The sequence below is a fragment of the Streptomyces sp. NPDC003035 genome, from assembly GCF_042888285.1.
Taxonomy (GTDB): Bacteria; Actinomycetota; Actinomycetes; order Streptomycetales; family Streptomycetaceae; genus Streptomyces.
Map to the genome: position 1 here is coordinate 393068 of NZ_JBIAPJ010000003.1, position 21206 is coordinate 414273.

A 21206-nucleotide genomic window follows, 5' to 3' on the forward strand; every position below is an offset into this window, starting at 1 on the left:
GGCGCATGGCCGACACGATCCGCTTTGAACTCCTCGGCCCTCTGCGGGCCTTGTGCGCCGGGGCGGAGCTCCCGCTGGGGCCGCCGAAGCAGCGCGCCGTGCTCGCCGTGCTCCTGCACCTCGACGGACGGTCGATGGCGTTCGGGAGCCTCGTCGACGCCCTGTGGGGCGCCGAACCCCCCGTACACGCGAGGAATCTCGTCCAGAAGTACGTCTCCGGGCTGCGCCGTGCCCTCGGCGAGGCCGGGCCGGAGCTGGTGTGGACGGGCAGCGGCTACCGGCTGACCGGGGCCCGGATCGACGATCTCTGCGAGCGGCGGGAGCTGCTGCGGAGTGCGATCACGGCCCGTGAGGCCGGGGATCTGCGCCGGGCCGGTCACGTGGCGGGCGAGGCAGAGGCGTTGTGGCGCGGTGAGTACGCCGAGGGGCTGCCCGGACCGTACCTGGAGGCCGAGCGGCGGCGCTGGGCGGAGAAGCGGATGCTGGTCCTGGAGGCGCGCCTGGAGGGCGGGATCGCGCTGGGCCGGTACGAGGAGTGCGTGCACGAGCTGGTACGGCTCGTGGCGGCGCATCCGCTGCGGGAGCGGCCGGTCGCGCTCCTGATGCTGGCCCTGTACCGGAACGGGCGTTCGTCCGACGCGCTGCTCGCGTACGAGGAGGCGAGGCGGCGGATCGCGGAGGCGATGGGGGCTGACCCGGGCCCGGCGTTGCGCGATCTGCACGCGCGGATGCTGCGGCAGGACCCGGCGCTCCTGGGTGGCGGCGCGGAGATGGTGGGGCGGGCCCCGGCTGCCTGAGGGGTGCGGTCGAGGTGGCGGCCCCCTGTCAGGCGCGGCTCAGCAGGCCGATGTCCCGGCCCAGGCGGGCGGCGGCCGCGGAGAAGAACTCCTCCCGTTCCTCCACGATCCGGTGGAACTGGCCGAACACCTCGAAGGATACGAGCCCGAAGAGCTGCGACCAGGCGGCGACCAGGGCGACGACGAGAGCGGGCGGCAGATCGGCGGCGAAGTCGGCGGCCATGCTGCTGCGCGCCTACCTCAAGCGCTGGAAGGCCGAGGTCGGCGTCTTCTTCGGCGGGGTCGGCCCCGACTCCTCCGACGAGGAGCTGCGCGCGATCGCCCCGAAGCATCCCGTCTTCCGGATCAGCCCGGCCTCATGAGACCGGGCCGCCCCGCCTGCCGCCCCGCCCGCCGTCACGACGCCTCGGCGTCCCCCGCCCGCGCGGAGCCCTCGGCACCGGCGGAGCCCTCGGCACCCGCAGCACCCGCCACATCCGCGGCACCGTCGACATCCTCGACGGCCTCGGCACCCTTCGCCTCGCCCTCGACCGCACCCGCACCTGTCGCCACGCTCTGCCGCTCGGCGGGCCCGGCCGTGGTGGCCGGCTCCGTCACGCCCCGGCCCTCCGGGCCGTCGGTCGTCCCGAGGCGGCGGTCCAGCAGATCGAGGGCCCGTCGGGCCACCCCGTTCGAGCGGACCAGGCCGGCCAGCGAGCTCGAGCCCCGGGTGATGTCCGTGAAGGCGTTCCAGGCCGGACGCAGACCGGTGATCGTCGCGTGCAGCAGCCCGGGGCGCCGCTCGAAGAGCGCAAGCATCCGCCGCCCGACCGCCATCTCCACGCCCAGGCCCGCCTTGATCGCGAAGGCGTAGTTCAGCGCCTGACGGCGTGCGTCGACCGCGTCGTTCGCCTCCGCGATCCGTACCGCCCACTCCCCCGCGAGCCGGCCCGAGCGCAGCGCGAAGGAGATGCCCTCCCGCGTCCACGGCTCGAGAAGCCCCGCCGCGTCGCCGCACACGAGCACCCGGCCGCGCGACAGCGGCGAGTCGTCACTGCGGCAGCGCGTCAGATGACCGGAGGAGATCGCCGGCTCGAAGCCCGCGAGCCCGAGGCGGGCGATGAAGTCCTCCAGATAGCGCTTGGTGGCCGCGCCCTCGCCGCGCGCCGAGATGACGCCGACCGTGAGCGTGTCGCCCTTGGGGAAGACCCAGCCGTAGCTGCCGGGCATCGGGCCCCAGTCGATCAGGACGCGGCCCTTCCAGTCCTCGGCCACCGACGGCGGAACGGGGATCTCCGCCTCAAGACCCAGGTCCACCTGGTCGAGCTTGACCCCGACATGGGCTCCTATGCGTCCGGCGCTGCCGTCCGCCCCGACCACCGCCCGCGCCAGGACCGTCTCGCCGTCGGCCAGGACCACGGCGACGGTCCGGCGGTCGGGCACGGCCGGGCCGTGCTGCTCGACGCGGGACACGGTGACGCCCGTACGGAGATCGGCGCCCGCCTTCTGCGCCTGCTCGACGAGACCGGCGTCGAACTCGGGCCGGTTGATGAGCCCGAAGAGCATCCGACGCGAGCGGCGCGTCCGGGCGAAGCGGCCGTTCATGGAGAAGGTGACGGCGTGCACCCGGTCCTGGAGCGGCAGTTCGAAACCGGGCGGCAGCGCGTCCCGCGACGGCCCGATGATGCCGCCGCCGCAGGTCTTGTAACGCGGCAGCTCGGCCTTCTCCAGGAGCAGCACACGGCGACCGGCGACCGCGGCCGCGTACGCCGCCGACGCGCCGGCCGGGCCGGCCCCGACGACGACCACGTCCCAGACGGTCGCGTCCTGAGACTCTCCCGCGCGTACCTCTTCGGCGTCTGCGTTCTCGCTGCTCACGATGTGCTTCTGCTCCTGATCCGACCGACGGTCCATGCTCTTCGGGCATCCTACGGCGCGGCCTGCGAGACCTCGCGCCGTAGGATCGGCAATGCGTTCGCCGTACCACCGACATACGGCATCGTCCTTACAACGTCGCACCCATCAGGAGCGTGCCCATGACCGCCAATCCGATAGCCGAGACCGTCGCCGGCCTGATGCCGCGCGCCAAGGCGGAGCTCGCGGAGCTCGTGGCCTTCGAGTCGGTGGCGGACGAGGCGGTTGCCCCGCGGAGCGAGTGCGAGGCCGCCGCGAACTGGGTGGCCGACGCGCTGCGCGCCGAGGCTTTCCAGGACGTGGCGCTGCTCGACACCCCGGACGGTTCACAGTCGGTGTACGGCGTGCTGCCCGGCCCCGCCGGTGCCCCGACCGTCCTCCTCTACGCGCACTACGACGTGCAGCCGAAGCTGGACGAGTCGGCGTGGATCTCCCCGCCGTTCGAGCTGACGGAGCGCGACGGGCGCTGGTACGGGCGCGGCGCGGCCGACTGCAAGGGCGGCTTCATCATGCACCTGCTGGCGCTGCGCGCCCTCAAGGCCAACGGCGGGATGCCCGTCACGGTCAAGGTCATCGTGGAGGGTTCGGAGGAGCAGGGCACGGGCGGCCTGGAGCGGTTCGCCGAGGCGCACCCCGAGCTGCTCGCCGCCGATGCGATCGTGATCGGCGACACCGGAAACTTCCGCCTCGGACTGCCCACCGTCACGGCCACCCTGCGCGGCATGACGATGATCCGCGTCCAGATCGACACCCTGGAGGGCAATCTGCACTCCGGCATGTTCGGCGGTGCCGCGCCGGACGCGCTGGCCGCGCTAATCCGCGTCCTGGACTCGCTGCGCGCGGAGGACGGCTCGACCGTCATCGACGGCCTGCCGGCGGACGCGGCGTGGGAGGGCCTGCAGTACCCGGAGGAGGACTTCCGCCAGGACGCGAAGGTCCTGGACGGTGTCGGTCTGCCCGGCAACGGCACGGTGGCCGACCGCCTCTGGGCCCGCCCGGCCGTGACCGTCATCGGTATCGACTGCCACCCGGTGGCCGGCGCGACCCCGTCGATCCCGTCGACGGCCCGCGCGCAGATCAGCCTGCGGGTGCCGCCGGGCCAGGACGCGGCCGAGGCGACGCAGCTGCTGTACGCGCACATCGAGAAGCACACCCCGTGGAACGCGCGGGTCTCCTTCGAGCAGGTCGGCCAGGGGCAGGCGTTCAGCGTGGACGTCTCCAGCCCGGCGTACACCTCGATGGCCGAGGCGATGCGGATCGCGTACCCGGGCCAGGAGATGCAGAGCTCGGGCATGGGCGGCTCGATCCCGCTGTGCAACACCCTCGCGGCGCTCTACCCGGAGGCGGAGATCCTGCTGATCGGTCTGAGCGAGCCGGAGGCGCAGATCCACGCGGTGAACGAGTCGGTGTCGCCGGAGGAGCTGGAGCGCCTGTCGGTGGCGGAGGCGCACTTCCTGCTCAATTACGCCCGCTCGAAGCAGAACTGACGCGGAGTGTGTTCAGCGCTCGGCGAAGCTCGCCGAGAGCGTAGAACCACGCGGCGGACCTGCGCGGACGCGTAGGTTCGCCGCATGGACCTCATCGAGATCACGCCGCGCCTGTACCTCCTGCACTTCTCCATCGGCCAGGCCTATCTGTGGCGGGACGAGGAGGAGTTGACGCTGATCGACGCCGGCTGGGTGGACTCGGCGCGGGAGATCGAGACGGCGATCCGGGGAGCGGGGCTCGACCCCGCCGCCCTGCGCCGGATCGTGCTCACCCACTGCCACCGCGACCATGTCGGCTCGGCGCAGGAGCTCGCCGACCGGTTCGGCGCCGAGATCCTGGCGCACCGCCTCGACGCCCCCGTGATCCGCGGCGAGGCCCCGGTCCCCGAGCCCGTCCTGCTCGACTGGGAGATCCCGCTGTACGAGCACGGCATGACCGTCCCCGTGGCACCGGCGACCCGGGTCGACCGGGAGCTGGAGGACGGGGACGTGCTGGACTTCGGGGGCGGGGCGGTGGTGGTGCACACGCCGGGTCACACGCCCGGCTCCCTCGCGGTCCATCTTCCGGAGCACGGCGTCCTGTTCACCGGCGACACGGTGGCGACGGTGCAGGGCGTGACGTTCAGCGTGTTCCATGTGGACCGCGAGCTCGCCATGGAGTCGATGCGGCGCATGGCGGAGCTGAAGCCGTCGGTCCTGTGCTGCGGGCACGGGGACCCGGTGACGACGGACACCGCCCGCCGACTGGCGGAAGCCGCGGAATAGCCGGACGGCCCGGGCGGGCGGTGGTCTCAGCCGGACGGCCCGGGCGGGCGGTGGTCTCAGCCGGACGGCCCGGGCGGGCGGTGGTCTCAGCCGAACGGCCCCGGCGGGCGGTGGTCTCAGCCGACCGCCCCGCGCGGACGGTTGGTCTCAGCCGACCGGGACACCGGCCTCCAGATTGAGCACGGTCCCGCGTTCTCTGGCGCGCAGGGCCCAGCGGAGGCGGCGATGACGGACCGGTGGCAGCAGTTCGGCCGCCTCCTCCTCGGTGACGAAGCGCCAGCCGCGGAGCTCGGCGCCGGGCAGGAGGAGCCGGTCCGCGTCGGCGGCGGGCAGCCGGCCGCCGTCGAAGAGGAGGCGCAGGCCGCCGTAGCCCGGGGGCTGGGGGCGTTCCCAGTCGACGAGCAACAGACGGGGTACGGAGTCGAGTTCGATCCCTATCTCCTCGGCCACCTCGCGCATCCCGGCCCGCGCGGGCGGTTCGCCGGGTTCGACGACGCCACCGGGGAACTCCCAGCCCGGCTTGTAGGTGGGGTCGACGAGCAGGACCCGGTCCTGTTCGTCGAAGAGCAGCACTCCGGCGGCGAGCGTCTCGCCGGTGGGTTCGGGGGTCTGGACGATGCCGCAGGGGGCGGCGGTGCCCGAGGCGATCGCCTCGGCGACGGCCGCGGCGGCCTCGGCCGGGGTGAGCGCGGAGGTGTCGACGACATGGGTGTCGGCGGACAGCCAGCCGTGCAACGCGGCGCGGTAGGGCTCGATGTGGTCGAGGGACCACTGGCGGACCCGCTCCAGGGCCTCGGGGTCCGAGTCGTCGGGCGTACGGCCCCGGATCCGCGCGCGCAGGATCGTTTCGTCCGGGGCGAGCAGCACGTGCCGCACCTGAATACGCCGGGCGGCGAGCCCGCCGAAGATCTCGTCCCGGTACTCCTGCCGCAGCAAGGTCATGGGAACCACGAGCACGCCGCCGACCTCGGCGAGCAGCGCGGCGGCGGCGTCCACGACGAGTCGGCGCCAGATCGGCAGGTCCTGGTAGTCGTCGACCTCGTCGAGGCGCTTGCGCGGCAGCAGCCGGTCCATCGCGCCGCCGATGATCTCGGGGTCGTACAGCGTGCTGTTCGGGATCAGATCGACCAGCTCGCGCGCGGTGGTGGTCTTCCCCGCGCCGAACGCACCGTTGACCCAGACGATCACGATTCCCCCTCTTCGGTAGCCCCCAGTGGCTTGCCCGCAACACCCTGCCACGGAAACCCCGGGCGGACCCTGGGTCGTCGAGGCCCCGAAGGCGGGTAGGCGGATGTGAGACGCCTCACTCGGCGAACGCGCGTGCGGGGCGATGCGTAACACTTCGGGACCGACTGTCGTTGGACCCGCGAGGCAAGGGGGTGCGGAGATGAGCCGTACGGTATTGCAGAGGTTTCCGGCGGGAGGCCCGCGAGGCAGCTGGCCCGCCGAGGAGTTCGCCAGCGCCCGCAGGGACGAGGGGCTTCCGGCGGAGGTGGTGATGGACCTGGAGTCCGACGCGTTCCTGGTGATCGTCGAGCAGCGGAGGCCGGAACCGGTGGGTGCCGGAGCGGGCGCCGCCGACCGCGGGAGCGGTTGACCGGGCGGGAACGGGCTGACCGGCTGACCGGCTGACCGGCTGACCGGCTGACCGGCTGACCGGCTGACCGGGCGAGAACGACCGACCGGGCGGAAGCGGGCGGAGCCGTGACGAGACGTCAGGGCGCCGAGGCGGGTCCGCCGTCGGGGCTGCGCGGGACCGCCGCCGCCGCGGCGCCGAGGAGGCCCGCGTCCGTGCCGGTGAGCGCCGGGACCACGACGAGGTCGCGGACGAACGACAGCGTGGCGTAGGCGCGCAGGCTGCGCCGGAGCGGGTCGAAGAGCACGTCCCCCGCGCCCGCCACTCCCCCGCCCACGACGGCGATGTCGATCTCGACCAGGGTCGCGGTGGCGGCGATGCCCGCCGCCAGGGCCTGCGCGGCACGTTCGTAGGAGGCCGTGGCGATCGGGTCCCCGGCGCGCGCCGCGGCGGCGACCGCCGCGGCCGAGGTGTCGCCGTCGGGACCCGGACGCCAGCCGTTCTCCAGGGCGCGACGGGCGATGTGGGGTCCGCTCGCGATCCGCTCGACGCAGCCGCGCCCGCCGCAGGCGCACGGGTCGCCGTCGAGATCCACGCTGATGTGACCGATGTGGCCGGCGTTGCCGGTGGGGCCCGGGTGCACCCGCCCGCCGAGCACCAGACCTCCGCCCACTCCGGTCGAGACGACCAGGCACAGCGCGTTGTCGTGGCCGCGGGCCGCACCCTGCCAGTGCTCGGCGGCCGTCATGGCGACGCCGTCGCCGACCAGCGTCACCGGCCGCCCGCCGGTCGCCTTGTGCACCCGCTCGACGAGCGGAAAGCCGCGCCAGCCCGGCACGTTGACCGGACTGACGGTGCCGGCGGAGGCGTCCACCGGCCCGGCGCTCCCGATGCCCACCGCGCGCGCCGACTCCCACAGGGGCGAGACCGCCAGATCCGCGAGCACCGCCTCGACGGCACCCATCACCGTCTCGCCGTCCTCCTGGGCCGGGGTGGGTCGCTGCGCCCGGACGAGGATCCCGCCCTCGCCGTCCACCAGCGCGCCGGCGATCTTGGTGCCGCCGAAGTCGAGGGCGACCACGAGCTCTGTCTGCATGTGCGCGGTGTCTCCAGAAGGGGCGGAAGCGGTCGATCGGTGCGACCTACAGTCTCCCAAGCTCTGACAACGTTGTCCAGGCCCTATGCTCGGACGAGACAGAGACGAGACAGAGGAGATCCGCGCACCGTGGCCGACACCGCCCGCCACCCCGAGCACCGTTACGGCAATCGGCCCACGATGAAGGACGTCGCCGCCCGGGCCGGCGTCGGGCTCAAGACGGTCTCACGGGTCGTCAACGGCGAGCCGGGCGTCACCCCCGACACCGAGCGCCGGGTCCAGGAGGCCATCGACTCGCTCGGCTTCCGGCGCAACGACAGCGCCCGCGTGCTGCGCAAGGGCCGCACCGCCTCGGTGGGCCTGGTCCTGGAGGACCTCGCCGACCCGTTCTACGGTCCCCTCAGCCGCGCGGTCGAGGAGGTCGCCCGGGCCCACGGCGCGCTCCTCATCAACGGCTCCAGCGCGGAGGACCCGGACCGGGAGCAGGAGCTGGCCCTCGCGCTGTGCGCCCGCCGGGTCGACGGACTGATCGTGATCCCGGCCGGAACCGACCACCGCTATCTGGAACCGGAGATCAAGGCCGGTGTCGCCACGGTCTTCGTGGACCGCCCGGCGGGCCGGATCGACGCCGACGCCGTCCTCTCGGACAGCTTCGGCGGCGCCCGTGCCGGGGTGGCCCACCTGATCGCCCACGGGCACCGCCGGATCGGCTTCGTCGGCGACCGGCCGCGCATCCACACGGCGACCGAGCGGCTGCGCGGCTACCGCGCGGCGATGGAGGACGCGGGTCTGGCCGTCGAGGATTCCTGGGTGTCGCTGGGCCCGACCGACCCTGAGCGGGTACGGGAGGCGGTCACGGCCATGGTGTCGGGACCGGAGCCGGTCACCGCGCTGTTCGCGGGCAACAACCGGGTCACCGTCACCGCCGTCCGGGCGCTCGCCGACCGCGAACGCCCCGTCGCCCTGGTCGGTTTCGACGACATCGAACTCGCCGATCTGCTCGGCATCACCGTCATCGCCCAGGACGCGGCGGCGCTGGGCCGCACGGCGGCGGAACGGCTCTTCCGCCGCCTGGACGGCATCGACGAGGCGCCGGCCCAGGTGGTCCTGGAGACCCGGCTGATCCCGCGCGGCTCGGGCGAGATCCCCCCGCCGTCCGCGTAGCCGGGGCGCGGACACCATCGAACGCGCGACCGGTGGTACGCCCCGGCGAGGGCACTCAGCAGACCGGGAGGCCCGGCAGCGGACGGTCGTTGTCGCCGCCCTTGATGTACACGAGGCTGAAGTAGACGTTCGTGTTGCCGCTGTCGTCGTCCGTCCTCGCCCACCAGACGTTCGTCCACTGGCCGTACGTCTCCCGCCGGCCCAGATCGACCTGGCAGTAGAAGTAGTTGGTGCCGGCGTTGAGGATCCCCATCTGGCCGCCGTCGTGACGGTATGTCTTCTCGGTGCGCCACACCTCGCAGTTGTACTTGCCGCCGCCGATGGAGTGGCAGACAGGCGCGGGCTCCGCCGGGGAGCCGCCGCCGGTGGTGGTGGTCGACCCGCCACTCGTACCGCCGCCACCGCTGGTGCCGCCGCCGCTCGTACCGCCGCTGGTGCCCCCACCGGTGGTGCCGCCGCTGCCGGTTCCGGGGACGGGTGCCTTCGACGCGGTGGTCGGTGTGGGGCCGGTGGGCTTGTTCGTGGCCGCCTTCGAGGGTGTGGCCGACCCCGTCGCCGACGCGCTCGCCGTCGCGTCCGGTTGGCCCGGGGCACCCTGGTCGAGGACGCGGCCGGGACTCGTGCCGGGGGCCGTCGGGGTCCGGCCGTCCGCGCGCTGTTCCCGCTCCGTGCCGGAGTCGCGTTCGACCAGCGCGTAGGTCACGCCGCCGCCGGCCAGCAGGACGGCGGCGACCGCCGCGGCGACCAGTGCCGCGGAACGCGACGTACGGGGCGCCTGCGGGGCCGTCCGAGCGTCGGTGACCCCCGCCGGTGCCCCCGACGCCGGATGCCCCGGTGCCGGATGGCCGGCGGGCGGGAAGCCCGTCGCCGCGGCCGGCGCGTAGGAGGACAGCACGGAGTCCGGACCGGGCGCGACGGCCGGGCCGAAGGCCCCGGGCCCCTGCGGCCGCGCGGGCCCGAAACCGTCCGCCGTACCCGCTCCCGCGATCGCACCCGGAGCCGTCGGGCCGAACCCGTCGGGCCCGAAGCCCTGGGCCGGGGGTGCGACCGCCGGGCCGAAGCCGTCCGGCGGGTGCGGCACGGCGCCGCGCTCGGTCGGGACGCCGGGGTGAGCCGGGGAAGGGGCGTCCTGACCGCCGTGGGCCACGGCGGTCAGGAGCCGCGCCGCGGCGCGGGCGTCGGGGCGCCGGGCCGGGTCCTTGTCCATCAGCCGCTGGAGTACGGGACCGAGCGGGCCCGCTCTGCGCGACTCCGGCAGAGGCTCCACGACGATGGCGTTCAGGGTCGACCAGGTCGACGTACGGCGGAAGGGCGAGGAGCCCTCGACGGCCGCGTACAGCGTGGCACCGAGCGCCCAGACGTCCGAGGCGGGTCCGGGCTGCTGTCCCTGGGCCCGCTCGGGCGCCAGGTAGTCCAGCGAACCGACGATCTCGCCACTGCGGGTGAGGTGCGTGGTGGAGCCGTCGCCCGGGTCCTCCATCGTGGCGATCCCGAAGTCGGTGAGGACGACCCGCCCTCCCTTGTCGAGGAGGACGTTGCCGGGCTTCACGTCACGGTGGAGCACACCGACGTCGTGCGCGGCGGCGAGCGCCTCCAGGACCGCGGCGCCGATGGCCGCGGCCTCACGCGGGTCAAGGACACCGCGCTCGCTCAGCACGTCGTCGAGCGAGGGCCCGTCGATGAGCTCCATGACGATGACGGGGCGGCCCTGATGCTCGGTCACGTCGTGGACGGCGATGACCCCCGGGTGCCGTACCCGGGCGGCCGCCCGTGCCTCACGCTGCATCCGTACGTGCAGATCGGCCAGTTCCGGCCCGGACGAGTCGTTGTACGTCCGCAGTTCCTTGACGGCCACCTCGCGGCCGAGGACCTCGTCGACGGCCCGCCAGACGACGCCCATGCCGCCGCGGCCCAGTTGGCGCACGACTCTGTAGCGGCCGGCCAGCCGTTCGTTCTCCCCCGAAGACACCGATGCCCCGTTCTCTGTCGGCTGCGTTGAACGCGTACAGAGTACGGGGCACCGTCGCGCGCTCGGCGCGGGTGGTTCCGCTTGGTGGTTCCGCTTGTTACTGGGCCGTGGCGGTGAGGTCGCCTCGGCGCGGGGCGGCGAAGCGGTCGAGGTCGGCGCGGGACAGGCCGGTGAGGGCGTCGACCTCGGCGGTGTCGAGGGCGCCGCAGTCGATGCCGCGGAGCAGGTAGGAGCTGAGCGCCTTGGCGGTGGCGGGCTCGTCCATGACGTCGCCGCCCGCGTGGTTGGCGTAGGCGGAGAGGCGCTTGGCGGCGGTCTCGAAGCCTTCCCGGTAGAAGGCGAAGACGGCGGCGTAGCGGGTGGGGATGTGGGCCGGGTGCATGTCCCAGCCCTGGTAGTAGGCGCGGGCGAGGGCGCGGCGGGTGAGGCCGTAGTGGAGGCGCCAGGCCTCGTGGACGTGCTCGGTGGAACCGACCGGCAGGACGTTGGTGGAGCCGTCGGAGACCCGTACACCGGTTCCGGCGGCGGCGACCTGCATGATCGCCTTGGCGTGGTCGGCGGCCGGGTGGTCGCTGGCCTGGTAGGCGGCGGAGACGCCCAGGCAGGCGCTGTAGTCGAAGGTGCCGTAGTGCAGTCCGGTGGCACGGCCCTCGGCCGCGTCGATCATGCGGGCGACAGCGGCCGTGCCGTCGGCCGCGAGGATCGACTGGCTGGTCTCGATCTGGATCTCGAAGCCGAGGCGGCCGGCGTCCAGGCCGTGGGCCTTCTCGAAGGCCTCCAGCAGGCGGACGAAGGCCGAGACCTGCTCGGGGTAGGTGACCTTCGGGAGGGTGAGGACGAGGCCGTCGGGCAGGCCGCCGTTCTCGATGAGGCCGGTGAGGAAGACGTCGGTGGTGCGGATGCCGCGGTCGCGTACGGCGGCCTCCATGCACTTCATCCGGATGCCCATGTACGGGGCGGCCGTGCCGTTCTTGTACGCCTCCGAGATCAGCCGGGCGGCCCGGGCGGCGTGGGCGTCTTCGTCCTTGCCCGCGTAGCCGTCCTCGAAGTCGACCCGGAGGTCCTCGATCGGCTCGCGCTCCAGTTTGGCGCGGACGCGGCCGTAGACGTCCTCGGCGAGGTCGTCGGAGAGGCCGAGGACGGCGGCGAAGGAGGCGGCGTCGGGGGCGTGCTCGTCGAGGGCGGCGAGGGCCTGGTCGCCCCAGGAGCGGATGGTCCCGGCGTCGAAGACGTTGCCGGGGACGTAGACGGTGTGGACGGGCTGGCGGGTGCCCGGGTCTCCGGGGTAGCGCCGGTCGAGCTCGGCGTCCACCGCTGCGAGGGAGGCGCTGATGCCCTCGCTGACCGCTCCGGCGAGGCTCGTCGACACCTTCTCCTGCTGACCCATCCCACATCCTCCTGTTTTCCGCTTCACGGAATCAACAATCCGTATGGCGAAGTTAGTAGTCCGTCGGGACCTGCGTCAATGGTTGTCCGAAACGACCCGGGGCCGCACGGTGAAGGATCACCGTGCGGCCCCGGCCGCGACAGAACCGCAGGTCAGCCCTTGCGGGTCTTGACCTCCTCGGTCAGCTGCGGGACGACGTCGAAGAGGTCGCCGACCACGCCGTAGTCGACGAGGTCGAAGATCGGGGCCTCGGCGTCCTTGTTGATGGCCACGATGGTCTTCGAGGTCTGCATACCCGCGCGGTGCTGAATCGCACCGGAGATGCCGGAGGCGATGTACAGCTGCGGCGAGACCGACTTGCCGGTCTGGCCGACCTGGCTGGCGTGCGGGTACCAGCCGGCGTCGACCGCGGCACGCGAGGCGCCGACCGCCGCGCCGAGGGAGTCGGCGAGCGCCTCGATGATCGCGAAGTTCTCGGCGCCGTTGACGCCACGGCCGCCGGAGACGACGATCGCGGCCTCGGTCAGCTCCGGGCGGCCGGTGGACTCGCGCGGGGTGCGCGCGGTCACCTTCGTGCCGGTGGCCAGCTCGCCGAAGGAGACCGCGAGGGGCTCGACGGCGCCGGCGGCCGGGGCCGCCTCGACGGGGGCCGAGTTCGGCTTGACCGTGATGACCGGGGTGCCCTTGGAGACACGGGACTTGGTGGTGAAGGAGGCGGCGAACGCGGACTGCGTCGCGACCGGCCCCTCGTCACCGGCCTCCAGGTCGACGGCGTCGGTGATGATGCCGGAGCCGATGCGGACCGCGAGGCGGGCCGCGATCTCCTTGCCCTCGGCGGAGGACGGGACGAGCACGGCGGCCGGGGACACGGCGTCGTACGCGGCCTGCAGCGCGTCCACCTTCGGTACGACGAGGTAGTCGGCGAACTCGGGGGCGTCGGCGGTCAGGACGCGGGTGGCACCGTGCTCGGCGAGCGCCGGGGCGGTGGCCTCGGCGCCGTTGCCCAGCGCGACGGCGACGGGCTCGCCGAGGCGGCGGGCCAGGGTGAGCAGCTCCAGGGTGGGCTTGCGGACGGCTCCGTCGACGTGGTCGACGTAGACGAGAATCTCAGCCATGGGACTTCAGTCTCCTGCGAACGAAAGAGTGGCGGACTTCAGCGGCTCGCGCGAGCCCTAGATGAACTTCTGGCTCGCGAGGTACTCGGCGAGCTGCTTGCCGCCCTCGCCCTCGTCCTTGACGATGGTGCCCGCGGTGCGCGCCGGGCGCTCCGCGGCGGAGTCGACCGCGGTCCAGGCACCCTCGAGGCCCACCTCGTCGGCCTCGATCTCGAGGTCGTCGAGGTCCAGGGACTCCACCGGCTTCTTCTTGGCGGCCATGATGCCCTTGAAGGACGGGTAGCGGGCCTCACCCGACTGGTCCGTCACCGACACGACGGCCGGAAGCGATGCCTCCAGCTGCTCGGACGCGCTGTCGCCGTCACGACGGCCGGTCACCTTGCCGTCCTCGATCTTGACCTCGGAGAGCAGCGTGACCTGCGGGACGCCCAGACGCTCGGCGAGGATCGCGGGCAGGACACCCATGGTGCCGTCGGTGGAGGCCATACCGGCGATGACGACGTCGTAGCCGGTCTTCTCGATCGCCTTGGCCAGGACCAGCGAGGTGCCCATGACGTCGGAGCCGTGCAGGTCGTCGTCCTCGACGTGGACGGCCTTGTCGGCACCCATGGACAGCGCCTTGCGGAGCGCGTCCTTGGCGTCCTCGGGGCCGACCGTGAGCACGGTGACCTCGACGTCGTCCGCCTCTTCGGCGATCTGCAGCGCCTGCTCGACCGCGTACTCGTCGAGCTCCGACAGCAGGCCGTCGACGTCGTCGCGGTCGACGGTCAGGTCATCGGCGAAGTGCCGGTCGCCGGTGGCGTCGGGCACGTACTTCACACAGACAACGATCCTCAAGCTCACGCCGGCTCTCCTACTGCATCGTCATAACTGGGCTGCCTTGTTGCTCGCAGCATAGGCGCCTGAAGGGCGGGTTTCCGGTTGGGGCGCCCTCTGCCCCGACCGAAATATTACTCGTCAGTACACCCAGTTCGTTACCAGTGAGCAAGCGCTCAGGCATGTGACCTTGCCAACGCGCGGCGCCCCGCGCCGACCGGGAACTTTCAGTCGCGCAGAGCGTTGAAGCGCCCTTGGTGATAGAGGAGGGGCCGGCCCACTCCGTCGGGGTCTCCGGCGACGACCTCGGCGATGACGAGGCGGTGATCCCCGGCCGGGACGCGGGCCACCACCCGGCACACCAGCCAGGCGAGCACGCCGTCCAGGATCGGGACGCCCTCGGGTCCCACGCTCCAGCGCGTGGAGCCGCCGAACCGGTCGGCGCCGCTGCGGGCGAAGGTGTCGGCCAGTTCCCGCTGGTGTTCGCCGAGGACGTGCACCCCTATGTGTTCCGTCTCGGCGACCACGGGCCAGCTGGAGGAGGAGGTGCCCACGCCGAAGGAGATCAGGGGAGGTTCCGCGGCGACGGAGCTGAGGGAGGTGGCGGTGAAGCCGACGGGGCGGTCCCCGTGGGCGGTGATGACCGCGACACCGGCCGCGTGCTGCCGGAAGACGGAACGGAGGAGGTCGGGAGAGGCCTGCCGAGGGGCGCCGATGGTGCGGAGCTCGGGCGAAACCGTCATGGAACTGTCCTTCTGCGGGGGCGTCGTGAGGTGGGTCCGTGGGTTCTCAGACACCCGGACAGCGCGCGCTCGCGTTGCGGGCGAGGTCCACGTGGACCCGCCCGTGGAGAAGGATTTCGGAAGGCACCTGGCCAGCGTGGCGATCGTTGGCGGGTGCAGTCAAGTGCGTACCGGGATATGGGAGGAGGGTCACCGCGTCAGAGGGCTCGCCCCAGCGCGGCGATGACGTCCGCCCGGCGGGGCTGTCCGGCCGCGCGGACGACGATCCGCCCGGTGCGGTCCAGGACCAGGACGGTGGGGGTGCGGACGATGCCGAGCCGTCGTACGAGATCGAGGCGGTCCTCGGCGTCGATCTCCACGTGGCCCACCCCCTCGATCATTCCGGCGACCTCGGCGAGCGTGCGGCGCGTGGCACGGCAGGGCTGGCAGAAGGCCGTGGAGAACTGCACGAGGGTGGCCCGTTCCCCCAGGTCGACCCCGCTCCCGGCTCCGAGCGCGCCCAGGTCCCCACCCGTACCCGGGTCCGCGTCCGCGTCCGGGCCGGCGTCCGGGTCCGCGCCCAGCGGCTGTTCCGCCATGTCGTTCTCCCTGCTCTCCACTCCCCTGTGCAGCGTCCCACGGCACCGTTCGATTCCCGCCACGGGCGCCGGGGCGTGACGAGAATCTCCCCGTACGAAGCCGTCAGGACTGGTCACCGGCGCCCACATGGGGCACGATCTGCCCAAAGCCGAAAACCTACGGCCGCGTAACTTCCGCCGGGAGAACCCTCCCCGGGCACAGAAGAAGGGCTTCCCCTCAGATGGCAGAACTCGTGTATCGGCCGGTCATCGGCGCCGCACTGACCATGTTCAAGGCGCTCGACCTGAAGATCGACACGCAGGGTTCGGAGCACATCCCGCGCACGGGCGGGGCGGTGCTCGTCAGCAACCACATCAGCTATCTGGACTTCATCTTCACGGGCCTGGCCGCGCTCCCGCAGAAGCGCCTGGTGCGCTTCATGGCGAAGGAGTCGGTGTTCCGGCACAAGATGTCGGGTCCGTTGATGCGCGGCATGAAGCACATTCCGGTGGACCGCGCGCAGGGCGAGCACGCCTACCAGCACGCGCTGGAGTCGCTGAAGGCCGGGGAGATCATCGGCGTCTTCCCCGAGGCGACCATCTCGCAGTCGTTCACGCTCAAGAGCTTCAAGTCGGGTGCGGCGCGCCTTGCCCAGGAGGCCGGCGTTCCGTTGATCCCGATGGCGCTCTGGGGCACGCAGCGGGTCTGGACGAAGGGCCGTCCGCGGAACTTCAGGCGCAGCCACATCCCCGTGACGATCCGGGTGGGCGAACCGATGGAGGCGCCGACGGACCAGTTCGCGGGCGCCATCACCCGGCGCCTGCGCGAGCGCGTCCAGGAGCTCCTGGAGGCCGCCCAGCGCGCCTATCCCGTACGCCCCAAGGACGCGAGCGACACCTGGTGGGTGCCCGCGCACCTCGGGGGTACGGCTCCGACTCCGGCCCAGGTCAAAGAGGCCGGCTGACCGGTCGGCCGAGCGCTCGGACCGACGGCCGGGGCGTCGAGGAACGAAACGTCACTCGGGGTCGCGGACGGTGATCCGCGCCCGGGGGTTGAGCTTCTCCAGGGACTCGGCGAGCTCGGTGCCGGCCGCGAGGAGCTCCTTCCGCGTCATGGGCGTGAGCGACTCCAGCAGGAAGACGGCGTTGACGGTGTCGTCGTCGATCCGCGTGCGCGGCCCCTGGCGCCAGTTCCAGCGGCGGCAGGTCACGCCCGCCTCGTCGCACCAGACGACCTCGCCCGGTTCGGGGTGCTCCACGGTCTCCTCGCCGCCCGCCATGGTCACGAACGGCTCGTCGCCGGTGGCCCGCACGAGCCTCATCCCGCCCTGGATCTTGTCGAGATCCTCGCCGCCCACCGGGATGAGGTGCGCGATGCTGATCGCGTTGTAGGCGTCGACGAGCTTGTTGATGCGGGGCAGCCCGCCGGACCCGCCGTCGGCGAGTGCCCGCTTGGCCAGCGCTTCCGCGGAGTTCCGGGTACGGGACGGCTTGGCGCCGAAGGCGGAGTAGGCCGCGCGCCAGGCGGCGATGTGCGGGTCCCTGTCCGGCGCCAGCCCGTCGAGCCGCTCCGCGAGGCGTCGGCCCGCGTCGTCGAGCAGAGCCGAACTGACGTCGTCACTCGGGCCGTTGACGAGCCCGTGGGCCTCGACGGCGAGGTGGGTGAAGCCGGGCACGAGGGCACGCACCTCGTCGGACACGGTCAGGGTGAGGGGCATCGCGATCCTTGCGTCAGAGTTCGGTCGGGAGGGTCCTGGAGAGCTCCGGCACGTCCCGCGCCGACCGCAGGGCCTTCAGCGCCGCTGGGTGGGGTGCAGAATACAGTACCGGTGAGTCCATTTCATTGAACTCCGGATCCGGCAGGAAAGCCAACCGCTCCTGCCCCAGGGAGAACTCGGCCTCCTTGCCCGGCTCGCCGCCCCGCGGGTCCTGACGGTGCCAGGTCGGCTCCCCCGGCATCCTGACCGCGACCAGCCCGTGGAGGGCCTCGAACTTCTGATAGCAGAGGGCCGTCGGGATGCCCTCGGCGCGCAGCAGCGCCGCGAGGGCGTGCGACTTGGCGTAACAGATGCCGGTGCCCTGCGCGAGGACGTCGGAGGCCCGCCAGGTGACCTGCGTGTCGCCGGAGTCGAAGGAGTGCGGGATGGTGTCCCGGACGAACTCGAAGGCAGCCTTCGCGTATGAGTATGCGTCCGGGTGGTCGGCGCGCAGACGCGCGGCCATCTCCCGCACGAGCGGGTGCTCATGATCGATGACCTCGTCGGCCGCGAGATAGGCGGAGAGTTCTGGTTCGCGCTGGATCAGTTCCATGCGCCAGAGCGTAGGAATGCGACCGACCGGAGTCAATCCATTTCCGATCGGCCGCATACTTATGCAGAAAACTAGTGCGCCATCTCTTCCTTGAGCGCCTGGAGGAACGCGTCGACGTCGTCCTCCGTCGTGTCGAAGGAGCACATCCAGCGCACGTCGCCGGCCGCCTCGTCCCAGAAGTAGAAGCGGAAGCGCTTCTGGAGACGGGTGCTGACCTCGTGGGGCAGACGCGCGAAGACCGCGTTGGCCTGCACCGGGTAGAGGATCTCCACCCCGTCCACCTCCCGCACGCCGGCGGCGAGGCGCTGAGCCATCGCGTTGGCGTGCGAGGCGTTGCGCAGCCACAGGTCCTTGGCGAGCAGCGCCTCCAGCTGGACCGACACGAAGCGCATCTTGGACGCGAGCTGCATGGACAGCTTGCGCAGATGCTTCATGTGGCTGACCGCGTCCGGGTTGAGAACGACCACGGCCTCGCCGAACAGCATGCCGTTCTTGGTCCCGCCGTAGGAGATGACGTCCACGCCCACCGCGTTGGTGAACGCCCGCATCGGCACGTTGAGAGAGGCGGCGGCGTTGGCTATCCGGGCACCGTCGAGATGCACCTTCATGCCCTTGGCGTGCGCGTGTTCGACGATCGCCCGGATCTCGTCCACGGTGTAGACCGTGCCCAGCTCGGTGTTCTGGGTGATCGAGACGACCTGCGGCATGGCCCGGTGCTCGTCCTCCCAGCCCCATGCCTGGCGGTCGATGAGCTCGGGCGTGAGCTTGCCGTCCGGGGTGGGCACGGTGAGCAGCTTGAGGCCGCCCATCCGCTCCGGCGCACCGCCCTCGTCCACGTTGATGTGCGCGGACTCGGCGCAGATCACGGCGCCCCAGCGGTCGGTCAGCGCCTGGAGGGCGGTGACGTTCGCACCGGTGCCGTTGAAGACCGGGAAGGCCTCGGCGCCCGGGCCGAAATGGCTGTGCATGATCCGCTGGAGGTGCTCGGTGTAGTCGTCCTCGCCGTAGGCGATCTGATGACCGCCGTTGGCGAGCGCGATGGCCGCGAGCACCTCCGGGTGGGCGCCCGCGTAGTTGTCGCTGGCGAAGCCCCGGACCGACGGGTCGTGGTGACGACGCGCGTCGGTCCTGGTGGGCAGAGCCGGGGTCACGGCTTGGGGGTCAGCCACAGACGCTGTCCATTCACTTCCTGGGCGGGCCGCGCCCAGACGCCGGCGATCTCGTCGGCCAGATCCTTGACGTCGGTGAAGCCCGCGAACTTCGCAGTCGGGCGCTCGGCGCGCATGGCGTCGTGCACCAGTGCCTTGATCACCAGGATGGCAGCCGCGGCCTGGGGACCGGCGTCGCCCCCGATCTTGCGGAAGTCGTCCCCCAGGGCGAGCGTCCACGCCTCGGCCGCCGCCTTGGCCGCGGCGTAGGCGGCGTTTCCGGCGGTGGGCTTCGAGGCGCCCGCGGCGCTGATGAGCACGTAGCGCCCGCGGTCGCTGCGCAGCAACGGATCGTGGAAGGCGAGCGAGGTGGACTGGACGGTGCGGATCAGGAGCTTCTCGAGGAAGGTCCAGTCGGCGAGGTCCGTCTCGGCGAAGGAGGCGCTGCCGCGCCAGCCGCCGACGAGGTGGACGAGCCCGTCGATCCGGCCGAACTCCTTCTCCGTCTTGTCGGCCCACTCGCGAGCGGCGCCGAGGTCGAGCAGGTCGACCGTGTCCCCGACGACCGTGGCGCCGCCGTGGGCGTACCGGGCGGCGTCGACCGCCTCGGCCAGGCGCGCCGGGTCGGCGTCCGAGGCGACGACGATGGCGCCGGCCTCGGCGAGACGCATCAGGGTCGCCCGCCCCGCCGGTCCGGCCGCTCCCGCGACCGCGATGACGGCGCCCTCCAGCGACCCGCCGTTTCCGTTGCCGTTCATGGTCGTCCCCTCCTCCTCCGTGACTGGGTTCACGCGGCAGCCTGCTCGGCCCACGAAGCGTTCGCGGCGGTGATGCCCTTGGTGGAGGCGATCACGTCCTTCAGCTTCTTGGACAGGGCCTCATAGAACATGCTGAGCGGAAACTCGTCCGGAAGCACGTCGTCGACGAGCTTGCGCGGCGGCAGCGAGAGGTCCAGGGCGTCGGGGCCCTTGGCCCAGCGCGAGCCGGGGTGCGGAGCGAGGTAGGTGGAGACGAGTTCGTACGCCTTGAACCAGTGGACCAGCTTGGGGCGGTCGATGCCCTCGCGGTACAGCTTCTCGATCTCGCCGCAGAGCTGGTTGGTGACCTCGGGGGCCCGCTGCCAGTCGATCTTGAGCGTGTTGTCCGTCCAGCGCACCACGTCGTGCTTGTGGAGGTACGCGAAGAGGAGCTGGCCGCCCAGACCGTCGTAGTTGCGGTTGCGGTCGCCGGTGACGGGGAAGCGGAACATCCGGTCGAAGAGGACGGCGTACTGCACGTCACGGCCGTGGGCGTTGCCCTCGGCCTCGAGCTTCACGGCCTCCTTGAAGGCGGTGAGGTCACAGCGCAGCTCCTCCAGGCCGTACATCCAGAACGGCTGGCGCTGCTTGATCATGAAGGGGTCGAAGGGCAGGTCGCCGTGGCTGTGGGTGCGGTCGTGGACCATGTCCCAGAGCACGAAGGCGGCCTCGCAGCGCTTCTGGTCCTGGACCATGGCGGCGATGTCCTCGGGCAGCTCGATGCCGAGGATGTCGACGGCGGCCTCGGTGACCTTGCGGAAGCGGGCGGCCTCGCGGTCGCAGAAGATGCCGCCCCAGCTGAAGCGCTCGGGGGCCTCGCGCACGGCGATGGTCTCGGGGAAGAGGACGGCCGAGTTGGTGTCGTAACCGGCGGTGAAGTCCTCGAAGGTGATGCCGCAGAACAGCGGGTTGTCGTAGCGGGTGCGCTCCAGCTCGGAGAGCCACTCCGGCCAGACCATGCGCAGCACGACCGCTTCGAGGTTGCGGTCCGGGTTGCCGTTCTGCGTGTACATCGGGAAGAGCGCCAGGTGCTGGAGTCCGTCCCGGCGGTCGGCGGCCGGCTGGAAGGCCAGCAGGGAGTCCAGGAAGTCCGGAACCCCGAAGCCGCCCTCGACCCACTTGCGCAGGTCGGCGACGAGCGCGCGGTGGTACGCGGCGTCGTGCGGGAGCAGCGGGGAGAGCTGCTCGACGGCGGCCACGATGCGGTCGACCGCGAGCTCGGCGAGGGCGCGGTTCGGCGCGTCCTCGGCCTCGAAGTCGATGGACCCGTCCTTGCTCTGCCAGGGACGAATCTCCTCCACGGCATTCTTGAGCTCGGGCCAGGCAGGGTGTTCGATCACCGGAGCAGCGGTGGATATCCCCCCACCGGTCACGTCCTGCACAAGAATTTCCGTCATGCCTCTTCCTCCACAGGAGAACCTCGCGTCAACACACCGTATAGGTCTGCGGTTCCTTCAGACAAGAGGGGGAAGAGAAATTATCCTGCGCAACCCCCATGGTCACCGTGAATTTTCCTGTCGGGGAGGGTTGAGGCCATCGCATCCGCCGCGCCGGGGGTGACCCCGTGAAGCGCTCCGGGCGCCCCG

At 72.0% G+C, this 21206-nt stretch carries 20 protein-coding genes and 2 pseudogenes; 7 read left to right on the top strand and 15 right to left on the bottom strand.

Annotated elements, in window-relative coordinates:
* Nucleotides 1-5 precede the first annotated feature (5 nt).
* Nucleotides 6-797: a BTAD domain-containing putative transcriptional regulator gene (locus ACFYV5_RS11435; RefSeq protein ID WP_389167174.1), complete on the top strand. Its 792-nt coding sequence runs from the start codon at nt 6-8 to the stop codon at nt 795-797.
* Nucleotides 798-825: 28 nt separating this feature from the next.
* Here the strand turns inward: ACFYV5_RS11435 and ACFYV5_RS11440 are convergent.
* A pseudogene (locus ACFYV5_RS11440) lies at nt 826-1020 on the bottom strand (TetR-like C-terminal domain-containing protein); the annotation flags it as partial.
* A 1-nt stretch (nt 1021) separates the two neighbouring features.
* On the opposite strand from ACFYV5_RS11440, the pseudogene ACFYV5_RS11445 reads away from it, so the two are divergent.
* Nucleotides 1022-1159, top strand: a pseudogene (locus ACFYV5_RS11445) (deazaflavin-dependent nitroreductase); the annotation flags it as partial.
* Between the two features lie 34 nt (nt 1160-1193).
* On the opposite strand, the gene ACFYV5_RS11450 reads toward ACFYV5_RS11445, so the two are convergent.
* Nucleotides 1194-2690 (bottom strand): geranylgeranyl reductase family protein, encoded by a 1497-nt coding sequence (locus tag ACFYV5_RS11450; RefSeq protein WP_389167177.1) that lies wholly within the window; start codon nt 2688-2690, stop codon nt 1194-1196.
* Nucleotides 2691-2812: 122 nt separating this feature from the next.
* Here ACFYV5_RS11450 and ACFYV5_RS11455 point away from each other — a divergent pair, with 122 nt between their 5' ends.
* Nucleotides 2813-4177 (top strand): dipeptidase, encoded by a 1365-nt coding sequence (locus ACFYV5_RS11455; protein WP_389167179.1) that lies wholly within the window; start codon nt 2813-2815, stop codon nt 4175-4177.
* An 84-nt stretch (nt 4178-4261) separates the two neighbouring features.
* The gene (locus ACFYV5_RS11460; protein ID WP_389167181.1) at nt 4262-4942 is read left to right on the top strand and encodes an MBL fold metallo-hydrolase; all 681 of its coding nucleotides are present in this window, start codon (nt 4262-4264) and stop codon (nt 4940-4942) included.
* Nucleotides 4943-5089: 147 nt separating this feature from the next.
* Here the strand turns inward: ACFYV5_RS11460 and ACFYV5_RS11465 are convergent, their stop codons facing one another.
* Nucleotides 5090-6133, bottom strand: a complete 1044-nt coding sequence (locus ACFYV5_RS11465; RefSeq protein ID WP_355110536.1) for an NUDIX domain-containing protein — start codon at nt 6131-6133, stop codon at nt 5090-5092.
* Nucleotides 6134-6329: 196 nt separating this feature from the next.
* On the opposite strand from ACFYV5_RS11465, the gene ACFYV5_RS11470 reads away from it, so the two are divergent.
* Entirely contained in the window at nt 6330-6539 is a 210-nt protein-coding gene (locus ACFYV5_RS11470; RefSeq protein WP_355110452.1) for a hypothetical protein, read from the top strand.
* A gap of 118 nt (nt 6540-6657) precedes the next feature.
* On the opposite strand, the gene ACFYV5_RS11475 is transcribed toward ACFYV5_RS11470, so the two are convergent.
* Nucleotides 6658-7614, bottom strand: a complete 957-nt coding sequence (locus ACFYV5_RS11475) for an ROK family protein (protein WP_389167184.1) — start codon at nt 7612-7614, stop codon at nt 6658-6660.
* A 129-nt stretch (nt 7615-7743) separates the two neighbouring features.
* Between ACFYV5_RS11475 and ACFYV5_RS11480 the strand changes: the two genes are divergently transcribed.
* Entirely contained in the window at nt 7744-8778 is a 1035-nt protein-coding gene (locus ACFYV5_RS11480) for a LacI family DNA-binding transcriptional regulator (RefSeq protein WP_355110450.1), read from the top strand.
* A 55-nt stretch (nt 8779-8833) separates the two neighbouring features.
* On the opposite strand, the gene ACFYV5_RS11485 is transcribed toward ACFYV5_RS11480, so the two are convergent.
* From ACFYV5_RS11485 to ACFYV5_RS11510, 6 genes are all read right to left on the bottom strand, one after another.
* Entirely contained in the window at nt 8834-10747 is a 1914-nt protein-coding gene (locus ACFYV5_RS11485; protein ID WP_389167188.1) for a protein kinase, read from the bottom strand.
* Nucleotides 10748-10844: 97 nt separating this feature from the next.
* Entirely contained in the window at nt 10845-12134 is a 1290-nt protein-coding gene (locus tag ACFYV5_RS11490) for a DUF6986 family protein (protein WP_389167190.1), read from the bottom strand.
* A 152-nt stretch (nt 12135-12286) separates the two neighbouring features.
* The gene (locus ACFYV5_RS11495) at nt 12287-13249 is read right to left on the bottom strand and encodes an electron transfer flavoprotein subunit alpha/FixB family protein (RefSeq protein ID WP_355110447.1); all 963 of its coding nucleotides are present in this window, start codon (nt 13247-13249) and stop codon (nt 12287-12289) included.
* Nucleotides 13250-13306: 57 nt separating this feature from the next.
* Nucleotides 13307-14092 carry an electron transfer flavoprotein subunit beta/FixA family protein gene (locus tag ACFYV5_RS11500; protein WP_389167193.1) on the bottom strand — a complete coding sequence of 262 codons (786 nt, stop codon included), beginning with the start codon at nt 14090-14092 and terminating at the stop codon, nt 13307-13309.
* A 200-nt stretch (nt 14093-14292) separates the two neighbouring features.
* Nucleotides 14293-14808: a flavin reductase family protein gene (locus ACFYV5_RS11505; protein WP_389167196.1), complete on the bottom strand. Its 516-nt coding sequence runs from the start codon at nt 14806-14808 to the stop codon at nt 14293-14295.
* Nucleotides 14809-15005: 197 nt separating this feature from the next.
* The gene (locus tag ACFYV5_RS11510) at nt 15006-15386 is read right to left on the bottom strand and encodes a TlpA family protein disulfide reductase (RefSeq protein ID WP_389167199.1); all 381 of its coding nucleotides are present in this window, start codon (nt 15384-15386) and stop codon (nt 15006-15008) included.
* Nucleotides 15387-15607: 221 nt separating this feature from the next.
* Between ACFYV5_RS11510 and ACFYV5_RS11515 the strand changes: the two genes are divergently transcribed.
* Nucleotides 15608-16330, top strand: coding sequence for a lysophospholipid acyltransferase family protein (locus tag ACFYV5_RS11515; protein ID WP_355110443.1), 723 nt, complete (start codon nt 15608-15610; stop codon nt 16328-16330).
* Nucleotides 16331-16381: 51 nt separating this feature from the next.
* Here the strand turns inward: ACFYV5_RS11515 and ACFYV5_RS11520 are convergent, their stop codons facing one another.
* The 5 genes from ACFYV5_RS11520 to ACFYV5_RS11540 form a co-directional block, all read right to left on the bottom strand.
* Entirely contained in the window at nt 16382-17083 is a 702-nt protein-coding gene (locus ACFYV5_RS11520; protein WP_389167202.1) for a B3/4 domain-containing protein, read from the bottom strand.
* A gap of 13 nt (nt 17084-17096) precedes the next feature.
* A complete protein-coding gene (locus ACFYV5_RS11525; protein WP_389167204.1) occupies nt 17097-17675 on the bottom strand; it encodes a transglutaminase family protein in 579 nt (192 codons plus the stop codon).
* Between the two features lie 71 nt (nt 17676-17746).
* Nucleotides 17747-18826, bottom strand: coding sequence for a threonine aldolase family protein (locus ACFYV5_RS11530; RefSeq protein WP_389167842.1), 1080 nt, complete (start codon nt 18824-18826; stop codon nt 17747-17749).
* Nucleotides 18823-19581 (bottom strand): SDR family NAD(P)-dependent oxidoreductase, encoded by a 759-nt coding sequence (locus ACFYV5_RS11535; protein ID WP_355110440.1) that lies wholly within the window; start codon nt 19579-19581, stop codon nt 18823-18825. Before ACFYV5_RS11535 ends, ACFYV5_RS11530 begins: the two co-directional genes overlap by 4 nt.
* A gap of 29 nt (nt 19582-19610) precedes the next feature.
* Nucleotides 19611-21017: a DUF6421 family protein gene (locus ACFYV5_RS11540; protein WP_389167207.1), complete on the bottom strand. Its 1407-nt coding sequence runs from the start codon at nt 21015-21017 to the stop codon at nt 19611-19613.
* Nucleotides 21018-21206: the final 189 nt, after the last annotated feature.